This window comes from Micromonospora haikouensis, assembly GCF_900091595.1.
In the GTDB taxonomy this organism is placed as follows: Bacteria; Actinomycetota; Actinomycetes; order Mycobacteriales; family Micromonosporaceae; genus Micromonospora; species Micromonospora haikouensis.
On the sequence record NZ_FMCW01000005.1, the window covers coordinates 130,344 to 153,014 of the forward strand.

The window sequence follows — 22,671 nt, forward strand, 5'->3', positions numbered from 1 at the left end:
CCCGCCCCGGTCGGGGCGGACGGCCGTGGCCGGTCAGACCGCCGCGGCCTTGCCCAGGGCCGTCTCGGCCTGCTCCTCCGGCGTGGCGGCCGGCGGGGCGTCGTTCGTCGAGCGCAGCGGGATCTCCCGGATGAACCAGGCCAGCACCGGCACCAGCACGGTGAACAGCACCGCCCACCAGAAGACGTGCGAGATGGCGTCGGCGAGACCGCCGAGCACCAGCTCCCGGGCCTGCGCCGGCAGCTCCTTGAGCTTGTCGAGGTCGATCTGGCCGCCCTCGCCGCCCCCGCCGCTGAACGCGGACCCGGCGGGCGAGCCGGCGAGCCGGTTGGCGAAGATCGCGCCGAACAGCGAGATGCCGAACGAGCCGCCGATGGAGCGGAAGAAGGTGGCCGCGCCGCTGGCCGCGCCGAGGTCCTTCTGCTCGACGCTGTTCTGCGCGATCAGCATCGAGGTCTGCATGAGGAAGCCCATGCCGACGCCGAGGACGATCATGTAGAGCGAGGACTCCGCCTTGCCGGTGCCCACGTCGAGCCGGGTCAGCAGGGCCAGGCCGAGGGTCATCACCACGCCGCCGACGATCGGGAAGATCCGGTACCGGCCGGTCCTCGTGATCGCCCGGCCGACCACCAGCGAGACCACCAGCATGCCGAACATCAGCGGGAGCAGCAGCAGGCCGCTGTTGGTGGCCGACGCCCCCTGCACGGTCTGCTGGTAGAGCGGCAGGAAGTTCATCGCCCCGAACATGGCGAAGCCGAGCAGGAAGCCGATCATCGAGATCAGCGCGAAGTTGCGGTTGGCGAACAGCCCCAGCGGCAGGATCGGCTCCGCCGCGCGCCGCTCCACGAAGCCGAACACGACCAGGCTCACCAGGGCCAGGGCGGACAGGCCGAGGATCTGCGGCGAGGCCCAGTCGTAGGAGCTGCCGCCCCAGGTGGTGATCAGCACGATCGCGGTGATGCCGACCGAGAGCAGCCCCGCGCCGAGCCAGTCGATCCGGTGCTCGGTGCGGTACTTCGGCAGGTGCATGGTGGTGGCGAGCACCAGCAGCGCGATGCCGCCGAGCGGCAGGTTGACATAGAACGCCCAGCGCCACGAGAGGTTGTCGGTGATGAAGCCGCCGACCAGCGGCCCGGCGACCATGGCGATGGCCATGATGCCGGCCATCATGCCCTGGTAGCGGCCCCGTTCCCGGGGCGGGACCAGGTCGCCGATGATCGCCATCACGCCGACCATCAGCCCACCCGCGCCGAGGCCCTGGACGGCCCGGAAGGCGATCAGCTCGATCATGCCGCTGTCGGCGCCCCCGAACACGCCGGAGCCGGCCATCCCGCACAGCGCGGAGCCGACCAGGAAGATGCCCACGGAGGTCAGGAAGACCGCCTTGCGGCCGTAGAGGTCGCCGAGCTTGCCCCAGATGGGGGTGGAGACGGTGGTGCCCAGCACGTACGCGGTGACGACCCAGGTGAAGTGGTCCACCCCGCCGAACTCGCCGACGATGCGCGGCAGCGCGGTGCTGACGATCATGTTGTCGAGCATCGCGAGCATCATCGCGATCATGAGGCCGAAAAGGACGACCCGGATGTTGGGTCGTCGCTCCGCGCCCTCGACTTCCTGACTCATCGGTAAGCTCCCCCCGGGATGTGACCGACTTACTTGCCGGCCGGCTAGTTACCTTACTAGCCGCACGGTAAGTTGGGAGGCAACTGGTCGTCAAGCGAGTTGGGTGGTTCGGGTGAGAGAGAGCACAGGCACGCGGGAGCGCATCAAGGCCGTGGCCCTCGAACTCTTCACCGAGCAGGGCTACGAGAAGACCTCGCTGCGCGAGATCGCCGAGCGGCTGAACGTGACGAAGGCCGCCCTCTACTACCACTTCAAGAGCAAGGACGAGATCGTCAGCAGCTTCGTCGAGGAGCGGCTGGACCGGATGGACGCGCTGATCGCCTGGGCCGACGGGCAGCCCGCCACGCTGGCGACGCGGCGGGAGCTGATCGCCGGCTACGCCGACAGCATGTTCGCCACCGAGCAGCCCTCGGTGATGCGCTTCTTCGAGCAGAACCAGACCGCGCTCAGGAGCCTGGCCGCCGGGCAGCAGATGCGCGACCGGATGTTCCGGCTGGCCGACGCGCTGGCCCGGGGCGACGAGTCGCCCGAGGCCCAGCTGCGCGCCGCCCTGTCGCTGTTCGCCGTGCACAGCAGCTGGTTCGCCATCCGCGCCCCGCGCATCACCGACGAGGAGCGGCGGAAGATCGCCCTGGAGGTGGCCGACGAGCTGCTCGCCCGCATCGCCGAGGGCTGAGCCGCCGCCACACGGCCGACCCGGGCGCCGTCGGCAGCGGGGTCCGCGCAGCGGCGCGAGCGGGGCCGACCAGGCTCAGGGCCGACCAGGCTCAGGGCTGGCCGTGAGCGGGGCGACCGGGCGCAGGGATCAGCTCGGGCCGGGCAGCTCCCGCCGCAGGCCGAGCAGGTCCACTCCGGGCAGCGGAGACCAGTCCCGCTCCGGCGTGCGGACGAAGCCCAGCCGCTCGTAGAGCCGGTGGGCGGCCTCGGCGAGCCCGCCGCGCACGCAGATCACCACCGCCGAGCAGCCCAGCGCGGCGGCGCGGGACAGGCACGCCTCGACCAGCGCCGCACCGACCCCCCGGCCCTGGGCCGCCGGGTCCACGGCCAGCATCCGGAACTCGGCCTCGCCGGGGCCGGAGAGCTCGGCGTACGGGGTGCCGGGCAGCACGAACGTGACCGAACCGAGCAGCTCGCCGGTGGCCCCGTCGACGGCGACCAGCGCCTCGCCGCTCTCCGCCCGGGTCGCCACGTCGGCGAGCACGACACCGTAGCCGTGCTCGCCCTTGAGCTGCCCGTCCGCCTCGTACGCGGCCACGGTCAGCCGGGCCACCGCCGGAAAGTCGGCCGGGGTGGCCCGCCTGACCCGCAGGCCGGTCAACCGATCACCGCGATCAGGTCACCGTCCTGCACCACGTCACCCTCGTTGACGGCGAGCTGCTGGACGACGCCGTCGGACTCGGCGACGACGGGGATCTCCATCTTCATCGACTCCAGGATCACCAGCGTGTCCCCCTCGGACACGGTGTCCCCGGCCGACGCGACGACCTTCCACACGTTCGCCACCATCTCGGCGCGGATCTCGTCGGCCATCTCCGGGTCCTCCCTCTTGCGCCAGTGTCTGCGATCGGTATCCAATCACGTGCCGGACCGTCGCGGGGCGCGTCGGCGGCCCCCGACATGCGGTACCCGTCGCGCGGGCCACCGCAACCGGGCCGGTCGACGGAGAACCGGGCCCGCCACCGGTGCCCCGGCGGACCACGGCCGCCGCGGGCCGCACTAGCATCAGCGGGTCGGCCCCGGGTGACCGGGCGACCGGTACGCGACCACCGCCGCGCTCGCCGCCGGCGGACACCGACCAGCACCCGAGGAGGTCAGCATGGCGAAGAAGGCCCGCAAGAAGAAGGCCCGCAAGAAGAGCAGCGCGAACCACGGCAAGCGCCCCAACTCCTGAGTCGCGCGGCGGGCGACCGCCGACCGCTCAGTGCCCTTCGCCGGCCACGGCCGGAGACGCCGGTGGCCCGGGTCGGATCCCGACCCGGGCCACCGGCACGTCCAGGCGCGCCGGCCGTCAGTCGGCCAGCTCGCGGGACTCGCTCGTCTCGAAGACCACCAGCTCGGTGAGGCGGACCCGCAGCCGCTCGCGCAGCTGCTCGGGCGCGGTCTCGTTGCCGCAGCAGCGGGCCACCAGCGCCTTCACCTCCTGCTCCAGGCCGTATTCGCGCAGGCACGGCCCGCACTCGTCGAGGTGCCGCCGGATCAGCGTGCGGCGCTCCTCGGCGCATTCCAGGTCGAGGTAGAAGTAGACCTCGGCGAGCACCTCACGGCAGTCCGTCTCGTGCGGCTTCCCACAGCTCACATCACACCTCCCGGCCGGCGGCGGCGGTCGAGCCCTTCGGGGACCGCGCAGCGCTGAAACCGCGCTCGGCGGCGTAGCCCTCGAGCAGCTTGCGCAGATTACGACGACCCCGGTGCAACCGCGACATCACCGTGCCGATGGGCGTGCCCATGATGTCGGCCACCTCCTTGTAGGAGAAGCCCTCGACGTCGGTGAGGTAGACCGCCAGCCGGAACTCCTCCGGCAACTGCTGGAGGGCCTCCTTGACGTCGCTGTCCGGCAGCCGGTCCAGCGCCTCGGTCTCGGCCGAACGCAGCCCGCTGGAGGTGTGCGACTCGGCCTCGGCGAGCTGCCAGTCGGTGATCTCCTCGGTCGGCGCCTGGATGGGCTGGCGCTGCCGCTTGCGGTAGGAGTTGATGTAGGTGTTGGTCAGGATCCGGTACAGCCAGGCCTTCAGGTTCGTGCCCTGCTCGAACTGGTGGAAGGCCGCGTACGCCTTCAGGTACGTCTCCTGGACCAGGTCCTCGGCATCCGCCGGGTTGCGGGTCATCCGCAGCCCGGCAGCGTAGAGCTGGTCGACGAATGGCATCGCGTCCCGCTCGAAGCGGGCCCTGCGCTCGTCCGTCTTCTCGGTGGTCAACCGCACATCCCCTCGCGTCGGATGCTTTCCCGCCGAGGATACGCGCCTGACACTGCCCGCAGATTCACTTTCGGCCGGTGTGCTGGTCCTCACCACGGCGGGCCACCGTGGCCCGACCGGCCCCGCCACCACGGGCCATTCCGGTCCGCCCAGCAGCCTCCTAAGCTGCTGCGCCTCCCGTTCGTCCCGTTCCCGGCTCCGCGTCTCGGTCGGCACCGGTCACACCCCCCTGAAGCAGAAGTCTCTTCCGTGGGGGGTAACGCGGGGCGCGGGCCCCGGCATTCCGGCCCGCCGGCCCCGTTCCTGGTCCCGGCCCCGACTCCGGCGGGTGTCGGCGCTGGGACCAGGAAGGGCCTGGGAGGGACGGTGCCGGCCGCCCGGACCGGGCCTCCGACACCATCGGAGACAACGAGGCGTACGGCCCCGGGTCACGGCCCGGGGCGCCTCAGGGCGACGCCCAGCCCCGCGCGCGCAGCCAGTCGACGACCACCGCGGCCGTCCCGGCCGGATCGCCGGCCAGGTCGTGCCGCTCGCCGGGCCGGACCACCACCCGCACCCCCGGGCCGGGCTCGGGCACGCCGAAGGGGTCCCGGTCGCCGTTGACCACCAGCGTCGGCAGCCCGGTGGCCAGTTCCGCCGCCCGGGAGCGCTCCGGCCGACCCGGCGGATGCAGCGGGAACGCCAGGGCCACCACCGCGTCCGCGCCGACGGCGGTCGCGGTGCGGCAGGCCACCCGGGCGCCGCTGGACCGGCCACCGACCACGAGCGTGGGCACGGCGGGGTGCCGTCGGCGCAGCTCGGCCAGGACCGCCGTCCACGCCTCGTCGAGGTGCCCGGCGGGGGCCGGCGCGCGCCGGCCGGCGACCCGGTAGGGCTGGGTCACCCGGCACACGACGAGCCCGGCGGGGGCCGCCGCGTCCCGTAGCGCGCCCAGGTCCGGCGCGTCGACGTCACCGCCCGCACCGTGCCCGAGCACCAGCAGCGCCTTCGGCGGGCCGGCGGGCAGGTCGGTGTCGGCCCGGGCCGGTCCGCGCGGGGTGACGATCTCGTCCGCGTCTCGCACGGGCCCATTCTGCGGGTCACCGCCGCGAGCCGACGGCGCACCGCACCGACGCCGCCCGGAGGCAGGCACCACGGCCGCCCCACCCTGGTCGGACCACCCTGGTCGGACCGCCGCCGGCCGTCCCGCCCTTGCCGGTGGGCGGGACGGCCGGGGCGGTCAGCTCAGCGGGACCAGGGTGAGCAGCCGGTCCCGCACCGGCGGGCCGGCCTCGTCGGCCGCGTCCGGGTCTGGGTCGACCTCGCTGCGCCAGGCGACCAGCATGGCCCGACGCTCGCGCGGTGTGGTGCCGCCCCACACACCGTGGCAGTCACCGACCTCCAGCGCCCAGGCCAGGCACGATCCCTGCACGTCACAACTGCGGCAGAGCGCGACGGCCGCGTCGGCCGGCTCGTTGGGCGCCGGAAAGAACGTCTCCGGATCCACGCTCTGGCAGGTGCCTCTGGTGCGCCAGGCTTCGTCGTGCCGCCGTTCACGCAACGCCCGCAACAGTCGCGGATCCCGTCGTGCGGCAGCCACCTCGTGCGGGCGGGGCATACGCGCCCGTGTCATCCACCCACCTCCCCCGTGGGACCGGAAAGATCGATGAGTGCCGTTCGCACCGTACGAATCGTCACCCACTACCGGCGCTGTGTTGTATCGCACTTTCAGACACCGGGACAAGAGTCTTCCGTAAAGATGACTAAAAGCTTGGCCGACGATTCGCCCGCAACTCTGGCAAATCAGCACGCGACAATGCCCCGGGCGACTGTCAGAAAAGCGTCACCTCGTCGGCCGGGGCGGCCGGGGCGGGCACCCGCGTGATCAACTCCGGGCCGTCGTTGCGGACGTTGCCGACCGCCGAGCCGACCGGCCGGATCTCCAGCCCCGCCAGCCACCCGGGATCGGGCGGGGTCAGCAGGTCCGCCGGCTCGTCGGTCGGGCCCAGCCAGGACGCCCACCGGCCCCGGGGCAGCAGCAGGGGCATCCGCTCGTGCACCCGGGCCAGCTCGCCCACCGCCGCCGTGGTCAGCACGCTGAAGGTGAGCACGGGCCCCGCAGGCCCCTCCCAGACCGACCAGATGCCCGCCAGGGCGAGCACCGACGAGTCGGCCGGGGTCATGAAGTAGGGCTGCCGACCGCCCTCGGGCCGCCGGACCCACTCGTACCAGCCGTCGGCCGGGACGAGGCAGCGCCGACGGGCGAACGCCGGCGCGTACGCCCGGCTGGTGGCCACCGTCTCCGCCCGCGCGTTGATCATGCGGGCCCCGGCCGCGGGCGACGTCGACCAGGGCGGCAGGAACCCCCAGCGGGCGGCGGACAGGGCACGGTGGCCCTCCGGCGTGAGCCGCACCAACGGCACGGTCGTCGTGGGGGCGACGTTGTGGCTCGACCGGGCCCGGCCCTGCGTCTCGTCGGACGACTCGAACACGGCACTCAGGTCGACCGCGCTCCGGGTCGTGGCGTACCTCCCGCACATGGGGCACACGCTAACGCCCCGGGCCGCGTTCGGCTGTCCCGCCGACGGCCGTCCCGGTCGCGGGCCCGCCCCCGGGACGGCCGTCCCGCCCACCGGGAGCGCGCCCGGCGGCCGTCCGGCGGCGGCCGGGGCACGGCAGAATGTGACCGTGGGGAACACGACCGCGACCCGGCCGCTACGGCCGTGGACCGCTCCGACCGCGTCCGACCCGGTGGTTGCCACGCTGCGGCTGCCCGGCTCCAAGTCGATGACCGCCCGCGCGCTGGTGCTCAGCGCCCTGGCCGGCGGCCCCTCCACCATCGCCGGGCCGCTGCGCGCCCGCGACACCGAACTGATGGCCGGCGGCCTGCGGGCCCTCGGCGCGCACATGTCGATCACCGACGACGACCGCTGGCTGGTCCGGCCCCACCCGCTGGCCGGCCCCGCGCACGTCGACGTCGGCCTCGCCGGCACCATCATGCGGTTCGTGCCCCCGGTCGCCGGGCTCGCCGAGGGGCGGATCACCTTCGACGGCGACCCGCAGGCCCGCACCCGCCCGCTGGGCCCGCTGATCGACGCGCTGCGCTCCCTCGGGGTGCGGGTCGAGTCCCCGGCCACCGGCAGCCTCCCGCTGACCGTCTTCGGCACCGGGAGCGTGGCCGGCGGCGAGGTGGTCATCGACGCCTCCGCCTCCAGCCAGCTCGTCTCCGGCCTGCTGCTGGCCGCGCCGCGCTTCGACCGGGGCGTGGTGGTCCGGCACGTCGGCCCGCCGGTGCCGTCCGCGCCGCACCTGCGGATGACCGTGCAGATGCTGCGGGCCGCCGGGGCGGCCGTCGACGACGGCACCCCCGACGTCTGGGTCGTCGAGCCGGGGCCGCTGACCGGGCGGGGCTGGGAGATCGAGCCCGACCTGTCGGGCGCGGTGCCGTTCTTCGCCGCGGCGCTGGTCACCGGCGGCGAGGTGACGTTGCGGGGCTGGCCGCGCGGCAGCGCCCAGCCCGTCGAGCAGCTCCGCACGCTGCTGCACCGGATGGGCGGCGAGGTGGTCCTCACCACCGACGGGCTGACCGTGCGCGGCGCCGGCGTGGTGCACGGCATCGAGGCCGACCTCTCCGACGTCAGCGAGCTGACCCCGGCGCTGACCGCGCTCGCCGTGCTCGCCGACTCGCCGTCCCGGTTCACCGGCGTGGCACACATCCGGGGGCACGAGACCGACCGGATCGCCGCGCTCGCCCGCGAGTTCACCGGCCTCGGCGCCGACCTCACCGAGTCGGCCGACGGGCTGGAGATCCGGCCCCGGCCGCTGCACGGCGGGCAGTTCCGGACGTACCACGACCACCGGATGGCGCACGCCGCCGCGGTGACCGGCCTGGCGGTCCCCGGCATCGAGCTCGACGACGTGTCGTGCACCTCGAAGACCATGCCGGAGTTCCCCGGGCTATGGTCGGCGATGGTGACCGGAGAGAGCTGACACGGCGGAGGGCGTCCTGGCGACGAAGCGGCGGGAGTACGACGAGGACGACGTACGGGTCCGGCCCGGGAGGTCGTCGCGCCCGCGCACCCGCACGAGACCCCGGCACGCCGACGCCGTCGACGGCTTCGTCATCGCCGTGGACCGGGGCCGCTACACGTGCGTGCTGCCCGACGCCGGCCCCGACGCCCCGCTGGTGACCGCCATGCGGGCCCGGGAGCTGGGCCGCAAGTCGGTGGTGGTGGGCGACCGGGTGGGCCTGGTCGGGGACACCTCCGGGGCGGACGGCGCGCTGGCCCGCATCGTCCGGATCGCCGAGCGCACCTCGGTGCTGCGGCGCACCGCCGACGACGACGAGAGCACCGCCGAGGGGCGGCTGGAGCGGGTCGTGGTGGCCAACGCCGACCAGCTCGTCATCGTCAGCGCGCTGGCCGACCCGCCGCCGCGCACCGGGTTCATCGACCGCTGCCTGGTCGCCGCGTACGACGCCGACATCGAGCCGCTGCTCTGCCTCACCAAGGCCGACCTGGCCGGCCCGGAGCAGGTGCTCGGCTACTACGCCGAGCTGGAGCTGCCGTACGTGCTGTTGCGCCCCGACGCCGACCTCGACGCGCTGCGCGACCTGCTCGCCGGCCGGGTGTCGGTCCTGGTCGGCCACTCCGGGGTGGGCAAGTCGACGCTGGTCAACCGCCTCGTCCCGGACGCCGACCGGGCGGTCGGGGTGGTCAGCGCGATCGGCCGGGGCCGGCACACCTCGACCAGCGCGGTGGCGCTGCGGCTGCCGCCCCGCCCCGGCATCGTCGCCGACCCGGGCTGGATCGTCGACACCCCGGGGGTGCGCAGCTTCGGGCTGGCGCACGTCTCGGCCGACAGCCTGCTGCACGGCTTCCCCGACCTGGTGGAGGGCACTGTCGACTGCCCGGCGAACTGCCAGCACACCGCAGAGGAGGCCGACTGCGCGCTGGACGCGTGGGTGGCCGCCGGCAAGGCCGACGAGCGCCGGCTCGCCTCGTACCGCCGGCTGCTGGCCTCCCGGTCCGGGGAGGGCGACAGCCGCGAGCCCGACCAGCGCAACCCGGGCGACCCGCTGGAGGGGTCGTGACCGGCGACCCGCCGGCAGGAGCGTGACCGGACCGCCGCTACCGTTTGCGGCATGACCGGGTACGCCGACGACCTCGCCCTCGCCCACCTGCTCGCCGACGCCGCGGACGCCATCTCCACGGCCCGGTTCCGGGCCCTCGACCTGCGGGTGGAGGCGAAGCCGGACCTGACCCCGGTCTCCGACGCCGACACCGCCGTGGAGCGGGAGATCCGGGCGCTGCTGGCGGCGCACCGCCCCGGCGACGGCCTGCTCGGCGAGGAGTACGGCGGGCAGCCCCCGGCCACCCCGGGCGGGCGGCGCTGGGTGGTCGACCCGATCGACGGCACCAAGAACTTCGTCCGGGGGGTGCCCATCTGGGCCACCCTGATCGCCCTGCTGGAGGGCGACCGGCCGGTGCTCGGGCTGGTCTCCGCGCCGGCGCTGGGCCGCCGCTGGTGGGGCGCGCTCGGCGCGGGCGCGTACGCCGGCCCGGACGCCGCGCACGGCACGCCGATCCGGGTGTCGGCGGTGACCCGCCTCGCCGACGCCAGCTTCTGCTACTCGTCGCTGTCGGGGTGGGAGTCCGCCGGCCTGCTGGAGCCGGTGCTCCAACTCATGCGGGACACCTGGCGCAGCCGGGCCTACGGCGACTTCTACGGCTACATGCTGCTCGCCGAGGGTGCCCTGGACGTGATGGTCGAGCCGGAACTGTCCCTGTGGGACGTCGCCGCGCTGGTGCCGATCGTGACCGAGGCGGGCGGGACGTTCACCGACCTGGCCGGGCGGCCCGCCCCGGGCGGCGACGCCTCGGTGGAGAACAGCGCCGTGGCCAGCAACGGGCCGCTGCACGCCGACATCCTGGCGAGGCTGGGTCGGCCGGCCGAGCGCTGAGCGCCGCCAGCCTCTATCCTCGCCAGGTGGTGTCCTCCGGTTGGTGCTTCCTGGCGGCGATGATCGTCGCGTACGGCTTCGCCAACCTGCTCCAGTCCGTCGCCGCGGCGCGGACCACCGTGCACCACACCTTCGATCCGGGGCTGCTGCTGCGGCTGGCCGGCCACCGCACGTACCTCGTGGGCCTCGCCTGCCAGGTCGGCGGCTTCGTGCTGGCCTTCCTGGCCCGCCGGGACCTGCCGCTGTTCCTGGTCCAGGCCAGTGTGGCGGCGGGGCTCGGGGTGACCGCGATCCTCGGCGTGCTGGTGCTCAAGTGGCGGCTGCCCACCGCCGAGGTCGCGCTGCTGGTGCTGCTCGTCGTCGGGGTCACCGGCCTGGTGCTGTCGGCGCAGCCGGCGCAGTCCCGGCCGCTCGGGCCCGCCGGCCTGGTCGCGCTGGCGGCGGCGCTCGCGGTGATCGCCGTGGTCGGCTTCTTCGCGGTACGGCTGCACGGCTCGCCCGGGTCGGTGGCGCTCGGCTCGCTGGCCGGGCTGGCCTTCTCCGCCGCGGCGGTGGCCGCCCGCCCGCTGGCCGCCGTGACGACCGTGGAGGGGTTCGTCCGGGACCCGCTGCTCTACCTGCTGGTGGCCCACTCGCTGGTCGGTCAGCTCCTGCTCGGCCTGGCCATGCAGCGCGGCTCGACCACGGCGGCGGTGGCCGCGATGGACGCGGCCGGGGCGGTGCCCGCCGCGATCGTCGGGCTGCTCCTGCTCAACGACAAGATCTGGCCGGGCCGGGAGTGGCTGGCCGCCCTCGGCTTCCTGGCCACGCTGGCCGCGGTGATCGGGCTGACGCGCTACGCCGAGCCGCAGCACCACCACGAGGTGGCGGCCCGGGAACACGCCCGGGGGATGCTTCCCGCCGGCGCACCGGCCCGCCCCCGCCGCTGACCGGCCCGCCCCCGCCGCTGACCGGCCCGCCCCGGCAGCCTCCACGCCGGGCCGGTCCGGGCACGCCGCGCCGGTTCGGGCGTGCCGGGCCGGTTCGGGCGTGCCGGGCCGGTTCGGGCTACGCCGCCTCGACCGGCCTGCGCCGCAGCACCACCCGCTCGTAGAGCCGCTCCAGCGCGCCGGCCGTGCGTTCCCACGTGTAGCTGCACCGGACCCGGTCCACGGCGGCGTGCCCGTACGCGAACCGGCCCGCGTTGTCGGCGAGCAGCCGGCGCAGGGTCATCCCGAGGGCCCGCACGTCGCCCGGCGGCACCAGCTTCCCGGTGACCTCGTCGACGACGGCGTCGGCGATGCCGCCCATCGCGTACCCGACGACCGGCACGCCGCAGGCCATCGCCTCCAGCGAGACCCGGCCTGCGGAGGAGTAGTGCGGGGTGCAGGCCACCACGTCGGCCGAGCGGTACCAGGTGGCCATCTGGTCGTGCGGCACCGCGCCGACCAGCGTCACCTGCTCGGCCACCCCCGTGCGCTCGGCCAGCTCGCGCAGCCGGCGCGCCTCGGCGTGGCCGGCGAGCTGGTCGGCCGGCGGGCCGCCGGCGATCACCAGCTCGGCGTCGCCGACCAGCCGCATCGCCCGGATCAGGTCGTCGTGGCCGTGCCCGGGCGTCAGGCCGCCCACGGAGAGGATGCGCGAGCGCTGGTCGCGCGGGGCCGCCTCGCCGTCCGGGTGGAACTGGTCGGTGTCCACCCCGGTGGGGACCATCGCCACCGAGCTGCGTTGCAGCCCCATCCGGGTCAGCTCGTCGACCTCGTCGTTGCACTGGGCGACCGCGATGTCCACCGCCCGGGTCAGGGCCCGCTCCAGCGGGATGCGGGTGCCGGGGCCGTCGTAGCCGGGGCCGAGGTGGCGCAGCTGCTCCACGCCGAGCGAGTGGAAGGTCTGCACGACGGGGATGTCGGTCTCGCGCACCGCGTGCGCGGCGGCCAGGCCGCCGACCCAGTAGTGCCCGTGCACCACCTCCGGGGACCACCCGCCGACCCACCGGTCGGCCAGCCACCGGCCGAACTCCGACACGTGCCCGACCAGCTCGGCGGTGGGCATCGGCGCGGCCGGGCCGACCGGCACCCGCTCCACCCGGTAGCCGTCGACCTCCGCCGTGGCGGCCAGCGCGGGATCGTCCCGGCGCTCGTACACGTGCACGTCGTGGCCGCGCCCGGCCAGCTCGGCGGCGACCCGCGCGATGTGCTCGCGCGTGCCGACCACCGGGCCGTCGGCGGGCCGCGACGGGCCGGAGTGCGCGCACACTAGGCCGACGCGCATGGGTCACCTCCATGCGGTTGGTTGAGCTGGTGGGTCCTCCCGGTCAGAGGGTCCCATTAACCGCGCCGCTCGGAGCCGAAACCTGGCAAGTCCCCGCCCGGGGCCGGGGCCGCCGGCCGCCGATCCGGTCCGGGCCGTCGGCATGAGCGGGGCCCACGGGGGTACGGGCGTGGAATGCCTCTGACCCGCACCCTCGACGACGCCGTCGTCGTGCTCACCGGCGCCTCCAGCGGCATCGGCACCGCCACCGCGTACGCCCTCGCCCGACGGGGCGCGGCCGTGGCGCTCGCGGCCCGCAGCGAGGACGCCCTGGAGCGGGTGGCGGCGCGGTGCCGGGAGCTGGGCGGCCAGGCGCTCGTCGTGCCCACGGACGTCACGGACCCGGTCGCCGTGGAGATCCTCGCCGCCCGCGCGGCGGAGGAGTTCGGCCGGATCGACGCCTGGATCAACAACGCGGCGGTGAGCGCGGTCGGGCTGTTCGACGAGATACCGGTGCGGGAGTTCCGCCGGGTGCTGGAGGTGAACCTGCTCGGCACCGTGCACGGCATGCGGGCCGCCCTGCCGTACCTCGCGGCGGCCGGCGGCGGGGTCCTGGTCAACAACGCCTCCGTGCTGGCCGAGGTGGCGATGCCCTACCAGTCGGCCTACAACGCCACCAAGCACGGCATCCGGGGGCTGGCCGACACGGTGCGGCAGGAGCTGCGGCTCACCGGGCGGGGGAACGTCTCCGTGTGCACGGTGCTGCCGGCGAGCATCGACACCCCGTTCTTCCGGCACGCCGCCAACCACACGGGTCGGGAGCTGGTGCCGCCCCCGCCGGTGTACCCGCCGGAGCTGGTGGCCGAGACCATCGTCCGGGTGCTGCGCCGGCCGCGCCGCGAGGCGTACGCCGGGGGCGCCGCCCGGCTGCTCGGCGCGCAGTGGCGGCTGGCCCCCGCGCTGGCCGAACGGGTCCTCGGCTGGTATGTCCACCGCACCCAGTTCGGGCCCGCCGGCCGGCCGGACAGCGCCGGCAACGTCTTCGCCGCCGACGCGGCCGCACGGCGGGACGGCGGGTGGCACGGCCGGCGGCGGCAACTGGTCCGGATGACGACCGCCTTCGGGCTCGCCGCGGCCGGCACGGCGGTCGGCACGCTGGCGGCCCGGGCCCGGCGGACCCGGACGGCGCGCTGATGAACTCCCCCGACCGGCAGGATGCGCGGTTCGTCGCCACGGCGCACAATGGGACGATCATGCCGACCGACCTGCGCTGCGTGGTGGAGACGGACGAGTCGTCCGGAGTGCTCCGGCTGACGGGGGTGCTCGACGCCGCCGGCACCGCCGCCGTCCGGGACGCGCTGCTCGTGCGGCTCTGCGACCGCCCCGGCCCGGTGGTGGTCGACCTGACCCGGCTGCGGCTGGCCGCCCCTGCCCGGGGGCTGTTCGCCGAGGTGCGCCGCGAGATCGCCGACTGGCCGGCGGCGGGGCTGCTGGTCGTCGACCCGACGGGGGCGGCGGCGGGCCCCGGGCTGCTGGTCTGCGCGACCCTGGCGGAGGCGACGGCGGCGCTGACCCGGTCCCCGATGGCCGCGGCGACCACCACCGCGCTGCCACCGGTCGTCGGCGCGGCCCGGCAGGCCCGGGCGCTGGTCACCGACGGCTGCGCCCGGTGGGGGATCGGCGCTCTGGCCGAGGCGGGCTGCATCGCGGTGACCGAGATGGTCAACAACGTGGTGGCGCATGCGCGCACCCCGATGACCCTACGGCTCGCCCCCGGCGACGGCACGCTGCACCTCGGCGTACGCGACCAGTCGCGGCGGCAGCCGCGCTACACCGGGGTGACCCCGCCGCACCTGGCCGGAGGTCGGGGCCTGCTGCTGATCGACACGGTGGCCCGCCGCTGGGGCAGCACCCTCCTGCCCGACGGCAAGCTCGTCTGGGCCGTGTTGGACCTCGCGCGCAACCCGGGCTGACTCCTGTCACCGCCGCCCCAGCGGTCCCCACGTGCCGGCCCGGACACCGGCGGGCGGATCGGTTACGGGCGGTGGGCAGTGGGTAGTGATCAGCCATGCGCGACGACGAGTACCCGACCCCCGTCTCCGACCCGGAGGCCGACGGCCTGCCCGACACCGCCGACGACGACTCGACGGCCAACGACGACGTCGAGACCGGTCGCGAGGCGGACGGCCCGGCGCCGGCCCAGCTGCCCGGCGACCGCACGCCCGTGGCGGTGGACCGGTACGGCACCACTGCCGAGGAGCAGCTCGACGGCGAGTCGCTGGACTACAAGCTCCAGCGGGAGAGCTTCGAGCGCCCCGCCGACGACCCGTTGGCCGGACCGGTCGACCCGGACATCGCGGCCGAGGCGGACAGCGAGGAGGCCGCCGCCCAGGCGCAGCTCGACGCCGACGTGATCGACCCGGGCCCCACCTCGGACCCGCACTCCCCCGTCTCCGTCTACGACCACGGCCAGCTCGGCAGCGTCGCCGACGCCGAGGTCGGCCGGCTGGTGGAACCGGACGAGGGGGCGCACAGCGACCTGGAGACCGACAACGTCGCGTACGACGCGGGATCCGCCGGCGGCGGGGCGAGCGCCGAGGAGCTGGCGATCCACGAGACCCGGCCGCCCGGCGCGCACTGACCGGCCCGCCGCGCCCGGCCGGCCGGTTGCGCCGGCCTGCGGGTCGGTCGCGCCCGGCCCCGACGCCTCAGTCGTCGAGGCCGCGCTCGATCGCGTAGCGGGTCAGCTCGACCCGGTTGTGCAGCTGGAGCTTGCCGAGCGTGTTCTGCACGTGGTTCTGCACCGTCCGGTGGGACAGCCCGAGCCGCTCGGCGATCTGCTTGTACGACATCCCCTTGGCGACCAGGCGCAGCACCTCGGTCTCGCGGTCGGTGAGCCGGGGCGCGTCGGCGTGGCGGTCCACCGCGGCGGTGCCCCGGCTCGCGGCGGGGCCGCCCGCGCCCGCCGCGAGCCGGCGGAACTCCCCGAGCACGAGGCCGGCCAGGCCGGGGGTGAAGACCGGCTCGCCGGCGGCGGTGCGGCGCACCGCGTCCAGGAACTCGGCCGGGGCCGCCGACTTCACCAGGTAGCCGGTCGCGCCGGCCTTCACCGCGTCCAGGACGCTCTGTTGTTCGCCGCTGGCCGAGAGCATCAGCACCCGCACCTCGGGCAGCGCCGCGCGCAGCCCCCGGATGACCTCCACCCCGGAGATGTCCGGCAGTTGCAGGTCGAGCACCACCAGGTCGGGCCGGGCGGCGGGGGCGACCCGCACGGCCTGGCGGCCCTCTCCGCTGGTGGCGACCACGAGGTGCCCGGCCTCGGTGAGGTCGCGGGCCACCCCCTCCCGCCACATCGGGTGGTCGTCCACCACCATCACCCGCACGCCGGCCGGGGCGTTCGCGGCGGGCGCGTCCGGGCCGGTGGCCGGCGACCGTGGGCCGGTCGGCGGGGGCGGGGCGTCGGCGGCGCTCACCGGGGCGTCCTCGGCACGGTCAGCTCGACCTCGGTGCCCGCTCCCGGCGTGGAGGTGATGGTGACCGTGCCGCCCAGGTCGGCGACGCGGCCCCGGATCGACTGCGCCACCCCGAGCCGGCCCTGCCGGGCGGCCTCGTCGAGCCGGCCCGCCGGGATGCCCGGGCCCTCGTCGCGTACCGAGACCGTCACCGTCTCCCCCTCGTCCTCGATGAGCACCCAGGCCCGGCCACCCGCGTGCCGGCGCACGTTGTCCAGCGTCGCCCCGGTCGCGTCGGCCAGTTCCCGGGCCACCGGCGCGGGCAGCGGGACGCCGGTGGCCGGTGCCGACAGCGAGACCGTGGCCGAGGCGTACCGGCCGAGCAGGGCACGCAGGTCGAGGGTGTCCTGCCCCACCGGGTCGGCGTCGCCGGGGGGCGCCGCCCCGGCGATCAGGGCGCGCAGGGCGGCCTCCTGCTCCCCCGCCAGCCGGGCCAGCTCGCCGGCCTCCCCGTCCAGGTGGGCGCCGCGCCGCTGCACCAGCGCGAGCACCTGGAGCACCGAGTCGTGGATGTCCCGGGCCAGCCGTTCCCGCTCCCGGGTCGCGGCCTCCAGCTCCACCGCCCGGTGCAGCCGCTGCTCGGCGGTCACCGCCAGCCGGGCGACGTGCCCGACCACCGCCCCGGCCATCAGCAGCAGGATCGAGCCGGTGAGGGCGGACTGGCCGATCCGCTCCCGGGCCGCCAGGTCGGCCGCGCACACCGCCAGCGCGGCCACGGTGCCGCGCCGCCGGCCGCCGGAGACGGCCCAGGCGAGCACCGGCCCGGCCAGCCACACCACGGCGAGGCTGGGCGCGCCGGTCGCGAGGGCCGCCCGGCCGACCGCCCAGGGGCTGACCTGAAGCACCCCGACCACGACGGCGAGGTCGGCGACCAGCAGCGGCCAGCCCCGTCGGGCGGGACGGGCGTAGCCGAGGGCGGTGGTCACCGTCCAGCCGAGCATCACCAGCAGGACGACGCTGGCGACCAGCGGGTGGGCGTACCCGCGGGCGTCGCGCGCGACGATCAGGCCGACGTACGCCAGGGCGGCGAACCGGAACACCGCGACGGCCCGCCAGAGCGGGACCTCGAATCCACCGGGCGTCGACGGCACCCCGACACGATGCCACACGCCCCCTCCCCAGCCGTGATCGTCCTTCGGGCGGGACGCGACCCGCCGCCACCTGCCCCGGGAACGGCGGACGATCATGGCTGCCCCGACCGACACGGCGTACGGTTGTGCCCATCGACACCACCCTCCTGATCGCCGAAGCCTTCGACCAGGCCCAGGTGACCGAGCTCCGGCACTCGGTCACCTCCTGCGCCCGCGCCGTCGGGCTGCGCGGGCAACGGCTGGACGACTTCGTGCTGGCCGTCAACGAGCTGCTCACCAACGCGGTGCGGCACGGCGGCGGGCGGGGGTGGCTGCGGCTGTGGCGCCAGCCGGGGCGGCTGGTCTGCGAGGTCGCCGACCACGGCCGGGGGATCAGCTCCCGACGGCTCGACGACCGGAGCCGCCCCGCGCCCGACACCGCGGGCGGCTGGGGTCTCTGGCTGGCCCGGGAGCTGAGCGACGCGATGGACGTCGAGACCGGCCCGGCCGGCACCACGGTCCGCATCGGCATGCCCCTCGCCCCGGCCCTCGGCGCCGGCGAGCGCGCCCCGGACTGACCCGCCGGGCCCCGGCCGGGCGGCGGTGGGCGGCGGACCGGCGGCGGGGCGGGTACGGTGCTGCGGTGACCGGAGAGTACGTCGCCGCCATCGACCAGGGCACCACCTCGTCCCGGTGCCTCGTCTTCGACCGGGCCGGGGAGATCGTCTCCGTGGCCCAGCGCGAGCACCGGCAGCACTTCCCCCGGCCGGGCTGGGTCGAGCACGACGCCGAGGAGATCTGGGACAACGTGCGGCTCGTCGTCCGCGAGGCGCTCGACGCGGCCGGCACCGGCCCGGAACGGATCGCCGCCGTCGGCATCACCAACCAGCGGGAGACCACCGTCGTCTGGGACCGCGCCACGGGCCGGCCGGTCGCCAACGCCATCGTCTGGCAGGACACCCGCACCGGGCCGCAGCTGCGCGCGCTCGACGAGGCGTACGGCGAGCAGCGGCTGTGCGAGCGCACCGGGCTGCGGCTGGCCACCTACTTCGCGGGCCCGAAGCTGCGCTGGCTGCTGGACAACGTCGACGGGCTGCGCGCGCGGGCCGAGCGGGGCGAGGTGCTGTTCGGCACCATGGACAGCTGGCTGATCTGGAAGCTGACCGGCCGACACGTCACCGACGTGACGAACGCGAGCCGCACCATGCTGATGGGCCTGGACACCCTCGACTGGGATCCGGAGCTGCTCGACGCGCTCGGCGTGCCGGCCGCGATGCTCCCCGAGATCCGCAGCTCGGCCGAGGTCTACGGCACCGCCACCGACGGGCCGCTCGCCGGGGTGCCCGTGGCCAGCGCCCTCGGCGACCAGCAGGCCGCCCTGTTCGGGCAGACCTGCTTCGGCCCGGGCGAGGCCAAGTGCACGTACGGCACCGGCAGCTTCCTGCTGCTCAACACCGGCGCGAGCCCGGTGATCTCCTCGCACGGGCTGCTGACCACCCTCGCGTACCGGATCGAGGGGCAGCCCGCCGCCTACGCGCTGGAGGGCGCGATCGCGGTCACCGGCTCGCTGGTGCAGTGGCTGCGGGACAACCTCGGCCTGATCTCCACCGCCGCCGAGGTGGAGGAGCTGGCCCGCACGGTCGACGACAACGGCGGCTGCTACGTGGTGCCGGCGTTCTCCGGGCTGTTCGCCCCGCACTGGCGCAGCGACGCGCGCGGGGTGGTCGCCGGGCTCACCGGCTACATCACCAAGGGGCACCTGGCCCGGGCGGCGCTGGAGGCGTCGGCCTGGCAGACCCGCGAGGTGGTCGACGCAATGAACGCCGACTCCGACGTGGCGCTGCGCCGGCTGCGGGTCGACGGCGGGATGACCGCCAACGGCCTGCTCATGCAGTTCCTCGCCGACGTGCTGGACGTGCCGGTGGTCCGCTCCCGGATCACGGAGACGACCTGCCTCGGCGCGGCGTACGCGGCGGGCCTCGCCGTGGGCTTCTGGCCGGACCTGGCCACCCTGCGCGCCCAGTGGCGCTCCGACGCGCAGTGGACCGCCGCGATGGACCCGGACGAGCGGGACCGGGAGCTGCGCCAGTGGCGCAAGGCCGTGCAGCGCACCCTCGACTGGGTGGACTGACCCGGCACCGGTCGGCCCGGCACCGGCCCGCCGCCGGGCCGGCGGGCGTCAGGACCAGGTGCTGCCGGTGAGCTTCTCGTAGACCTCGACGTAGCGGGCCCGGGTCGCCTCGATCACCTCGGCGGGCACCTCGGGGGCCGGGGGCCGCTTGTCCCAGCCGCCGCCGGTCGCCCAGTCGCGGACGTACTGCTTGTCGTAGGAGAACTGGGCCCGGCCCGGCTGGTACGACTCGGCCGGCCAGAACCGCGACGAGTCGGAGGTGAGCACCTCGTCGCCGAGGACGAGGGTGCCGTCCGCCGCCCAGCCCAGCTCGATCTTGGTGTCGGCGACCAGGATGCCCCGGTCGGCGGCCAGCTCCGCGCCCCGGCAGTAGATGTCGAGGGTGATCTGCCGCAGCCGCGCGGCGGTCTCCGCGCCGACCTTGTCCACCACCTGCTGGTAGGAGATCGGCTCGTCGTGCTCGCCCTTGGGGGCCTTCGTCGACGGGGTGAAGATCGGCTCGGGCAGGATCGACGCCTCGACCAGGCCCCGGGGCAGCCGCACGCCGGAGACCGCGCCGGTGCGCTCGTACTCGGCGAGGCCGCCGCCGGTGAGGTAGCCCCGCGCGACGCACTCGACCGGGACCATCTCCAGCCGCCGGCAGCGGATCGCCCGGCCGGCGAACTCCGCCGGCACGTCCGTGGCGGAGACGACGTGGTTCGGCACCAGGTCGGCGAGCTGCTCGAACCACCACAGGGACAGCGCGGTGAGCAGGCGGCCCTTGTCCGGCACCGGGGTCGGCAGCACCACGTCGTAGATCGAGATCCGGTCGGAGGCGACCAGGATCAGGTCGTCGCCGTCGGCGTAGACGTCCCGGACCTTGCCCGAGTGCAGAAGTTCCACGCGCCCTAGTACACCACGGGCCGGCAGACGCCCCGGGACGGCCACCCGTCGGGCCGCACGGCCGTTGACACCCGCCCGCGCCGGCTGTGTAAATGGTCCGACCCCACGTTGGAAAGATCAGGAGCGCCCGTGCCCGACGCCCGTACCCCACCGACCCGCACCGGCCCGGACCCGGGCCGGCGGCGGCTGCTCGGTGCGCTGCTCGGTGCGCCGTTCGCGGCGACCGGCCTCGCGGGCTGCGGCAGCCGGGAGGAGGACCGGCCGGTCGAGGACGGGCCGGTCGAGCTCTCGGTCTTCTGGTACGGCACCGCCGCCCGGGCCGAGCTGACCGAGAAGGCGCTGCGGCTCTACTCCTCCCGCAACAACCTGGTCAGCTTCCGGGTCACCTGGCAGGGCCTGCCCGGCTACTACGACCGGCTGGCCACCCAGGCCGCCGGCGGCAACGTGCCCGACCTGATCCAGCTCGACGACACCGTCCTCGCCGAGTACGCCCGGCGGGAGATCCTGCTCGACCTCGGCGGATACGTCGCCGACCACCGGCTCGACCTGCGCGGGCTCCCGCCGGACCTGGCGCGCTACGGCGAGGTGGACGGGCGCACGGTGGCGGTCGCCGCCGCCCAGACGACCGCCGCCCTCGTCTACAACCGCAGCCTGCTGCGCCGGCTCGGGGTCGCCGAGCCCCGCACCGGCATGTCCTGGCCCGCGTACGTCGACTGGGCGGCGCGGGTCACCCGGGCCGCCGACGGCCGGGTGGCCGGCACGATGGACCCGTCCGGCGACCACCGGGCGCTCTGGCTGTGGCTGCGGTCCCGGGGCGCCGAGTTGTACCAGGGCCGGCAGCTCGGCTTCGGCGCGAACGAGCTGGTCGACTGGTTCGAGCTGTGGCAGAACGCGCGGGCCCGGCAGGCCACCCCGAGCGCCGCCCTGGTGGACCAGGCCGACGGCGGAGAGCCGACCCGGCAACTGGTGGTGACCGGCCACACGGCCGCGTCGTTCGCCTGGGCCCACCAGTTCCCCGAGTTCCGGCGGCAGACCAGGGACGAGCTGGCCCTGGCCGCGTTCCCCGGGCCACCGGCGGCGCAGTGGCCGCGCGCCTCGATGTACTGGGCGGGCTTCCGGGGCACCCGGCACCCCGCACTGGTGGCCGACGTCATCCAGTTCCTCACCAACAACATGGAGGCCGGCCTGGCCCTCGGCCACGAACGCGGGGTGAGCCCCAACCTCGCCATCCGCCGGTATGTGCGGGAGAGCCTGGCCGACCCGGGGCAGCAGGCCGCCGCCGCCCTCGCGGAGGCCGTGGCCGCCCAGCTCGGCCCGGCCCCCGGCCCGCCGCCGAAGGGGCACGCCCGGGTCCGGACCCTGCTCGTCGAGACGGCCGAGGGCGTCCGCTCCGGCCGGGCCGGGATCCGCGCGGCCACCACCCGGTTCGTCGCCCAGGCCGAGGCCGCCCTGGCCTCCTGACCACCCGCGCCGTTCCGTCGCCCGGCGTCGCCGACAGGACGGGTCAGCGCGGCGGGCGGTTTCGCCGGTTGCGCATGAGCAGCAGCACCAGCAGGACGATCCCGCCGACGACGACCAGGCAGCACAGCAGCCCGAGGAAGCCGACGCCGCCGCCCCGGGACCGCCGCTTGGCAGCCTCCACCACAAGCTCCCCCGTGCCGGTGGACGCCCAGGCCGCGACCGGGACGAAGACCGACAGCACGACCGCACCGAGGACCGTGCTGAGCCGGCCCCACCACTTGTTCCACGAAGACATGCCCCCATCCTCGCCGAGGAACGCAAGTGGGGCACGCGGGACGGCCGGGGACGCGCCCGACGGCATCGCCCAACTGCGCGAGGACGGCATCGCCCGACGGCGCGACCGGACGGCATCGCCCCAGCTTCGCGGCCGAGAGCTGGACAGGGCCTCGCGCGAGGAGGAGACACGGAGCCTCGCGCGCAGGAAAAGCGAAGGGCCCCGGAGCGAACTCCGGGGCCCTTGCGAACGAGTAGCGGGGACAGGATTTGAACCTGCGACCTCTGGGTTATGAGCCCAGCGAGCTACCGAGCTGCTCCACCCCGCGTCGGCTTTCATAGCTTAGCCCATCCCCGCGGCGGAGATCAGCGGGCCCCCGAAAGCCGCCCGCCCCCATTCGAGAAGCCAGCATGCGAGAAGCCACCCCGCGAAACGCCAGCACGCAGGAGGCTGTCACGCGAAAGGCCCCGGAGCGAACTCCGGGGCCTTTCCGAACGAGTAGCGGGGACAGGATTTGAACCTGCGACCTCTGGGTTATGAGCCCAGCGAGCTACCGAGCTGCTCCACCCCGCGTCGGCTCGTTAACCCTAACCCACCGCCCCCGCGGGCCGCAAAACGGCCCACGGGGCGGGG

25 protein-coding genes and 2 tRNA genes are annotated in these 22,671 nt (G+C 75.3%); 12 read left to right on the forward strand and 15 right to left on the reverse strand.

Annotation, left to right across the window (positions count from 1 at the left end; translation table 11 throughout):
• Positions 1–33: 33 nt before the first annotated feature.
• Positions 34–1,623, reverse strand: a complete 1,590-nt coding sequence (locus GA0070558_RS06885) for an MDR family MFS transporter (protein WP_091276941.1) — start codon at positions 1,621–1,623, stop codon at positions 34–36.
• A 112-nt stretch (positions 1,624–1,735) separates the two neighbouring features.
• Between GA0070558_RS06885 and GA0070558_RS06890 the strand changes: the two genes are divergently transcribed.
• Positions 1,736–2,299, forward strand: a complete 564-nt coding sequence (locus GA0070558_RS06890; protein WP_091276944.1) for a TetR/AcrR family transcriptional regulator — start codon at positions 1,736–1,738, stop codon at positions 2,297–2,299.
• A gap of 129 nt (positions 2,300–2,428) precedes the next feature.
• Here the strand turns inward: GA0070558_RS06890 and GA0070558_RS06895 are convergent, their stop codons facing one another.
• Positions 2,429–2,941 carry a GNAT family N-acetyltransferase gene (locus GA0070558_RS06895; RefSeq protein WP_091276946.1) on the reverse strand — a complete coding sequence of 171 codons (513 nt, stop codon included), beginning with the start codon at positions 2,939–2,941 and terminating at the stop codon, positions 2,429–2,431.
• Positions 2,938–3,153, reverse strand: coding sequence for a biotin/lipoyl-binding carrier protein (locus GA0070558_RS06900; protein ID WP_077938454.1), 216 nt, complete (start codon positions 3,151–3,153; stop codon positions 2,938–2,940). Before GA0070558_RS06900 ends, GA0070558_RS06895 begins: the two co-directional genes overlap by 4 nt.
• 286 nt (positions 3,154–3,439) lie before the next feature.
• On the opposite strand from GA0070558_RS06900, the gene GA0070558_RS35160 reads away from it, so the two are divergent.
• Positions 3,440–3,514, forward strand: a complete 75-nt coding sequence (locus GA0070558_RS35160) for a 50S ribosomal protein bL37 (RefSeq protein WP_369752275.1) — start codon at positions 3,440–3,442, stop codon at positions 3,512–3,514.
• Positions 3,515–3,631: 117 nt separating this feature from the next.
• Here GA0070558_RS35160 and rsrA read toward each other — a convergent pair whose 3' ends face one another.
• The 5 genes from rsrA to GA0070558_RS06925 all read right to left on the reverse strand — a co-directional run bounded on the left by rsrA (position 3,632) and on the right by GA0070558_RS06925 (position 7,057).
• Positions 3,632–3,919, reverse strand: coding sequence for a mycothiol system anti-sigma-R factor (gene rsrA / locus GA0070558_RS06905; protein ID WP_074472685.1), 288 nt, complete (start codon positions 3,917–3,919; stop codon positions 3,632–3,634).
• 1 nt (position 3,920) lies between these two features.
• Complete coding sequence (locus GA0070558_RS06910; RefSeq protein WP_091276949.1) at positions 3,921–4,754, reverse strand: sigma-70 family RNA polymerase sigma factor; 834 nt, start codon at positions 4,752–4,754, stop codon at positions 3,921–3,923.
• A 229-nt stretch (positions 4,755–4,983) separates the two neighbouring features.
• On the reverse strand, positions 4,984–5,601 hold the full coding sequence (locus GA0070558_RS06915; protein WP_091276952.1) for an alpha/beta hydrolase family protein: 618 nt from the start codon (positions 5,599–5,601) through the stop codon (positions 4,984–4,986).
• A gap of 156 nt (positions 5,602–5,757) precedes the next feature.
• The gene (locus GA0070558_RS06920) at positions 5,758–6,150 is read right to left on the reverse strand and encodes a WhiB family transcriptional regulator (RefSeq protein WP_077938451.1); all 393 of its coding nucleotides are present in this window, start codon (positions 6,148–6,150) and stop codon (positions 5,758–5,760) included.
• A gap of 199 nt (positions 6,151–6,349) precedes the next feature.
• Positions 6,350–7,057 (reverse strand): SOS response-associated peptidase, encoded by a 708-nt coding sequence (locus GA0070558_RS06925; RefSeq protein ID WP_091276956.1) that lies wholly within the window; start codon positions 7,055–7,057, stop codon positions 6,350–6,352.
• Between the two features lie 148 nt (positions 7,058–7,205).
• Here GA0070558_RS06925 and aroA point away from each other — a divergent pair, with 148 nt between their 5' ends.
• The 4 genes from aroA to GA0070558_RS06945 all read left to right on the forward strand — a co-directional run bounded on the left by aroA (position 7,206) and on the right by GA0070558_RS06945 (position 11,408).
• Complete coding sequence (aroA, locus tag GA0070558_RS06930) at positions 7,206–8,507, forward strand: 3-phosphoshikimate 1-carboxyvinyltransferase (RefSeq protein WP_091276960.1); 1,302 nt, start codon at positions 7,206–7,208, stop codon at positions 8,505–8,507.
• Between the two features lie 163 nt (positions 8,508–8,670).
• Positions 8,671–9,609 carry a ribosome small subunit-dependent GTPase A gene (gene rsgA, locus GA0070558_RS06935; protein ID WP_091277194.1) on the forward strand — a complete coding sequence of 313 codons (939 nt, stop codon included), beginning with the start codon at positions 8,671–8,673 and terminating at the stop codon, positions 9,607–9,609.
• A 51-nt stretch (positions 9,610–9,660) separates the two neighbouring features.
• The gene (gene hisN / locus GA0070558_RS06940; protein ID WP_091276964.1) at positions 9,661–10,479 is read left to right on the forward strand and encodes a histidinol-phosphatase; all 819 of its coding nucleotides are present in this window, start codon (positions 9,661–9,663) and stop codon (positions 10,477–10,479) included.
• A gap of 59 nt (positions 10,480–10,538) precedes the next feature.
• Positions 10,539–11,408: a hypothetical protein gene (locus GA0070558_RS06945; protein ID WP_176734134.1), complete on the forward strand. Its 870-nt coding sequence runs from the start codon at positions 10,539–10,541 to the stop codon at positions 11,406–11,408.
• A gap of 118 nt (positions 11,409–11,526) precedes the next feature.
• Here the strand turns inward: GA0070558_RS06945 and GA0070558_RS06950 are convergent, their stop codons facing one another.
• Entirely contained in the window at positions 11,527–12,729 is a 1,203-nt protein-coding gene (locus GA0070558_RS06950; RefSeq protein ID WP_091276970.1) for a glycosyltransferase, read from the reverse strand.
• Between the two features lie 174 nt (positions 12,730–12,903).
• Between GA0070558_RS06950 and GA0070558_RS06955 the strand changes: the two genes are divergently transcribed.
• The 3 genes from GA0070558_RS06955 (at position 12,904) to GA0070558_RS06965 (ending at position 15,349) form a co-directional block, all read left to right on the forward strand.
• Complete coding sequence (locus GA0070558_RS06955; RefSeq protein WP_091276974.1) at positions 12,904–13,902, forward strand: SDR family oxidoreductase; 999 nt, start codon at positions 12,904–12,906, stop codon at positions 13,900–13,902.
• Complete coding sequence (locus tag GA0070558_RS06960) at positions 13,902–14,681, forward strand: ATP-binding protein (RefSeq protein WP_091276978.1); 780 nt, start codon at positions 13,902–13,904, stop codon at positions 14,679–14,681. Before GA0070558_RS06955 ends, GA0070558_RS06960 begins: the two co-directional genes overlap by 1 nt.
• A gap of 95 nt (positions 14,682–14,776) precedes the next feature.
• Positions 14,777–15,349, forward strand: coding sequence for a DUF5709 domain-containing protein (locus tag GA0070558_RS06965; protein WP_091276982.1), 573 nt, complete (start codon positions 14,777–14,779; stop codon positions 15,347–15,349).
• Positions 15,350–15,416: 67 nt separating this feature from the next.
• Here GA0070558_RS06965 and GA0070558_RS06970 read toward each other — a convergent pair whose 3' ends face one another.
• Together GA0070558_RS06970 and macS are read right to left on the reverse strand one after the other, a co-directional pair.
• Positions 15,417–16,082 (reverse strand): response regulator, encoded by a 666-nt coding sequence (locus tag GA0070558_RS06970; protein WP_077938462.1) that lies wholly within the window; start codon positions 16,080–16,082, stop codon positions 15,417–15,419.
• Positions 16,083–16,177: 95 nt separating this feature from the next.
• Positions 16,178–17,329 carry a MacS family sensor histidine kinase gene (gene macS, locus GA0070558_RS06975; RefSeq protein WP_369523370.1) on the reverse strand — a complete coding sequence of 384 codons (1,152 nt, stop codon included), beginning with the start codon at positions 17,327–17,329 and terminating at the stop codon, positions 16,178–16,180.
• A gap of 80 nt (positions 17,330–17,409) precedes the next feature.
• Here macS and GA0070558_RS06980 point away from each other — a divergent pair, with 80 nt between their 5' ends.
• Complete coding sequence (locus tag GA0070558_RS06980) at positions 17,410–17,868, forward strand: ATP-binding protein (protein ID WP_077938442.1); 459 nt, start codon at positions 17,410–17,412, stop codon at positions 17,866–17,868.
• 65 nt (positions 17,869–17,933) lie between these two features.
• Complete coding sequence (glpK, locus tag GA0070558_RS06985; protein WP_091276985.1) at positions 17,934–19,421, forward strand: glycerol kinase GlpK; 1,488 nt, start codon at positions 17,934–17,936, stop codon at positions 19,419–19,421.
• Positions 19,422–19,469: 48 nt separating this feature from the next.
• Here the strand turns inward: glpK and GA0070558_RS06990 are convergent, their stop codons facing one another.
• Positions 19,470–20,303 carry a phosphoribosylaminoimidazolesuccinocarboxamide synthase gene (locus tag GA0070558_RS06990; protein ID WP_077938440.1) on the reverse strand — a complete coding sequence of 278 codons (834 nt, stop codon included), beginning with the start codon at positions 20,301–20,303 and terminating at the stop codon, positions 19,470–19,472.
• Between the two features lie 129 nt (positions 20,304–20,432).
• On the opposite strand from GA0070558_RS06990, the gene GA0070558_RS06995 reads away from it, so the two are divergent.
• Positions 20,433–21,764 carry an ABC transporter substrate-binding protein gene (locus GA0070558_RS06995; RefSeq protein ID WP_256091795.1) on the forward strand — a complete coding sequence of 444 codons (1,332 nt, stop codon included), beginning with the start codon at positions 20,433–20,435 and terminating at the stop codon, positions 21,762–21,764.
• 43 nt (positions 21,765–21,807) lie between these two features.
• Here the strand turns inward: GA0070558_RS06995 and GA0070558_RS07000 are convergent, their stop codons facing one another.
• The 3 genes from GA0070558_RS07000 to GA0070558_RS07010 all read right to left on the reverse strand — a co-directional run bounded on the left by GA0070558_RS07000 (position 21,808) and on the right by GA0070558_RS07010 (position 22,611).
• Positions 21,808–22,059 (reverse strand): hypothetical protein, encoded by a 252-nt coding sequence (locus GA0070558_RS07000; RefSeq protein WP_043965858.1) that lies wholly within the window; start codon positions 22,057–22,059, stop codon positions 21,808–21,810.
• A 233-nt stretch (positions 22,060–22,292) separates the two neighbouring features.
• A tRNA-Met gene (locus GA0070558_RS07005) sits at positions 22,293–22,366 on the reverse strand.
• A gap of 171 nt (positions 22,367–22,537) precedes the next feature.
• Positions 22,538–22,611: transfer RNA gene (locus GA0070558_RS07010), tRNA-Met, on the reverse strand.
• Positions 22,612–22,671: the final 60 nt, after the last annotated feature.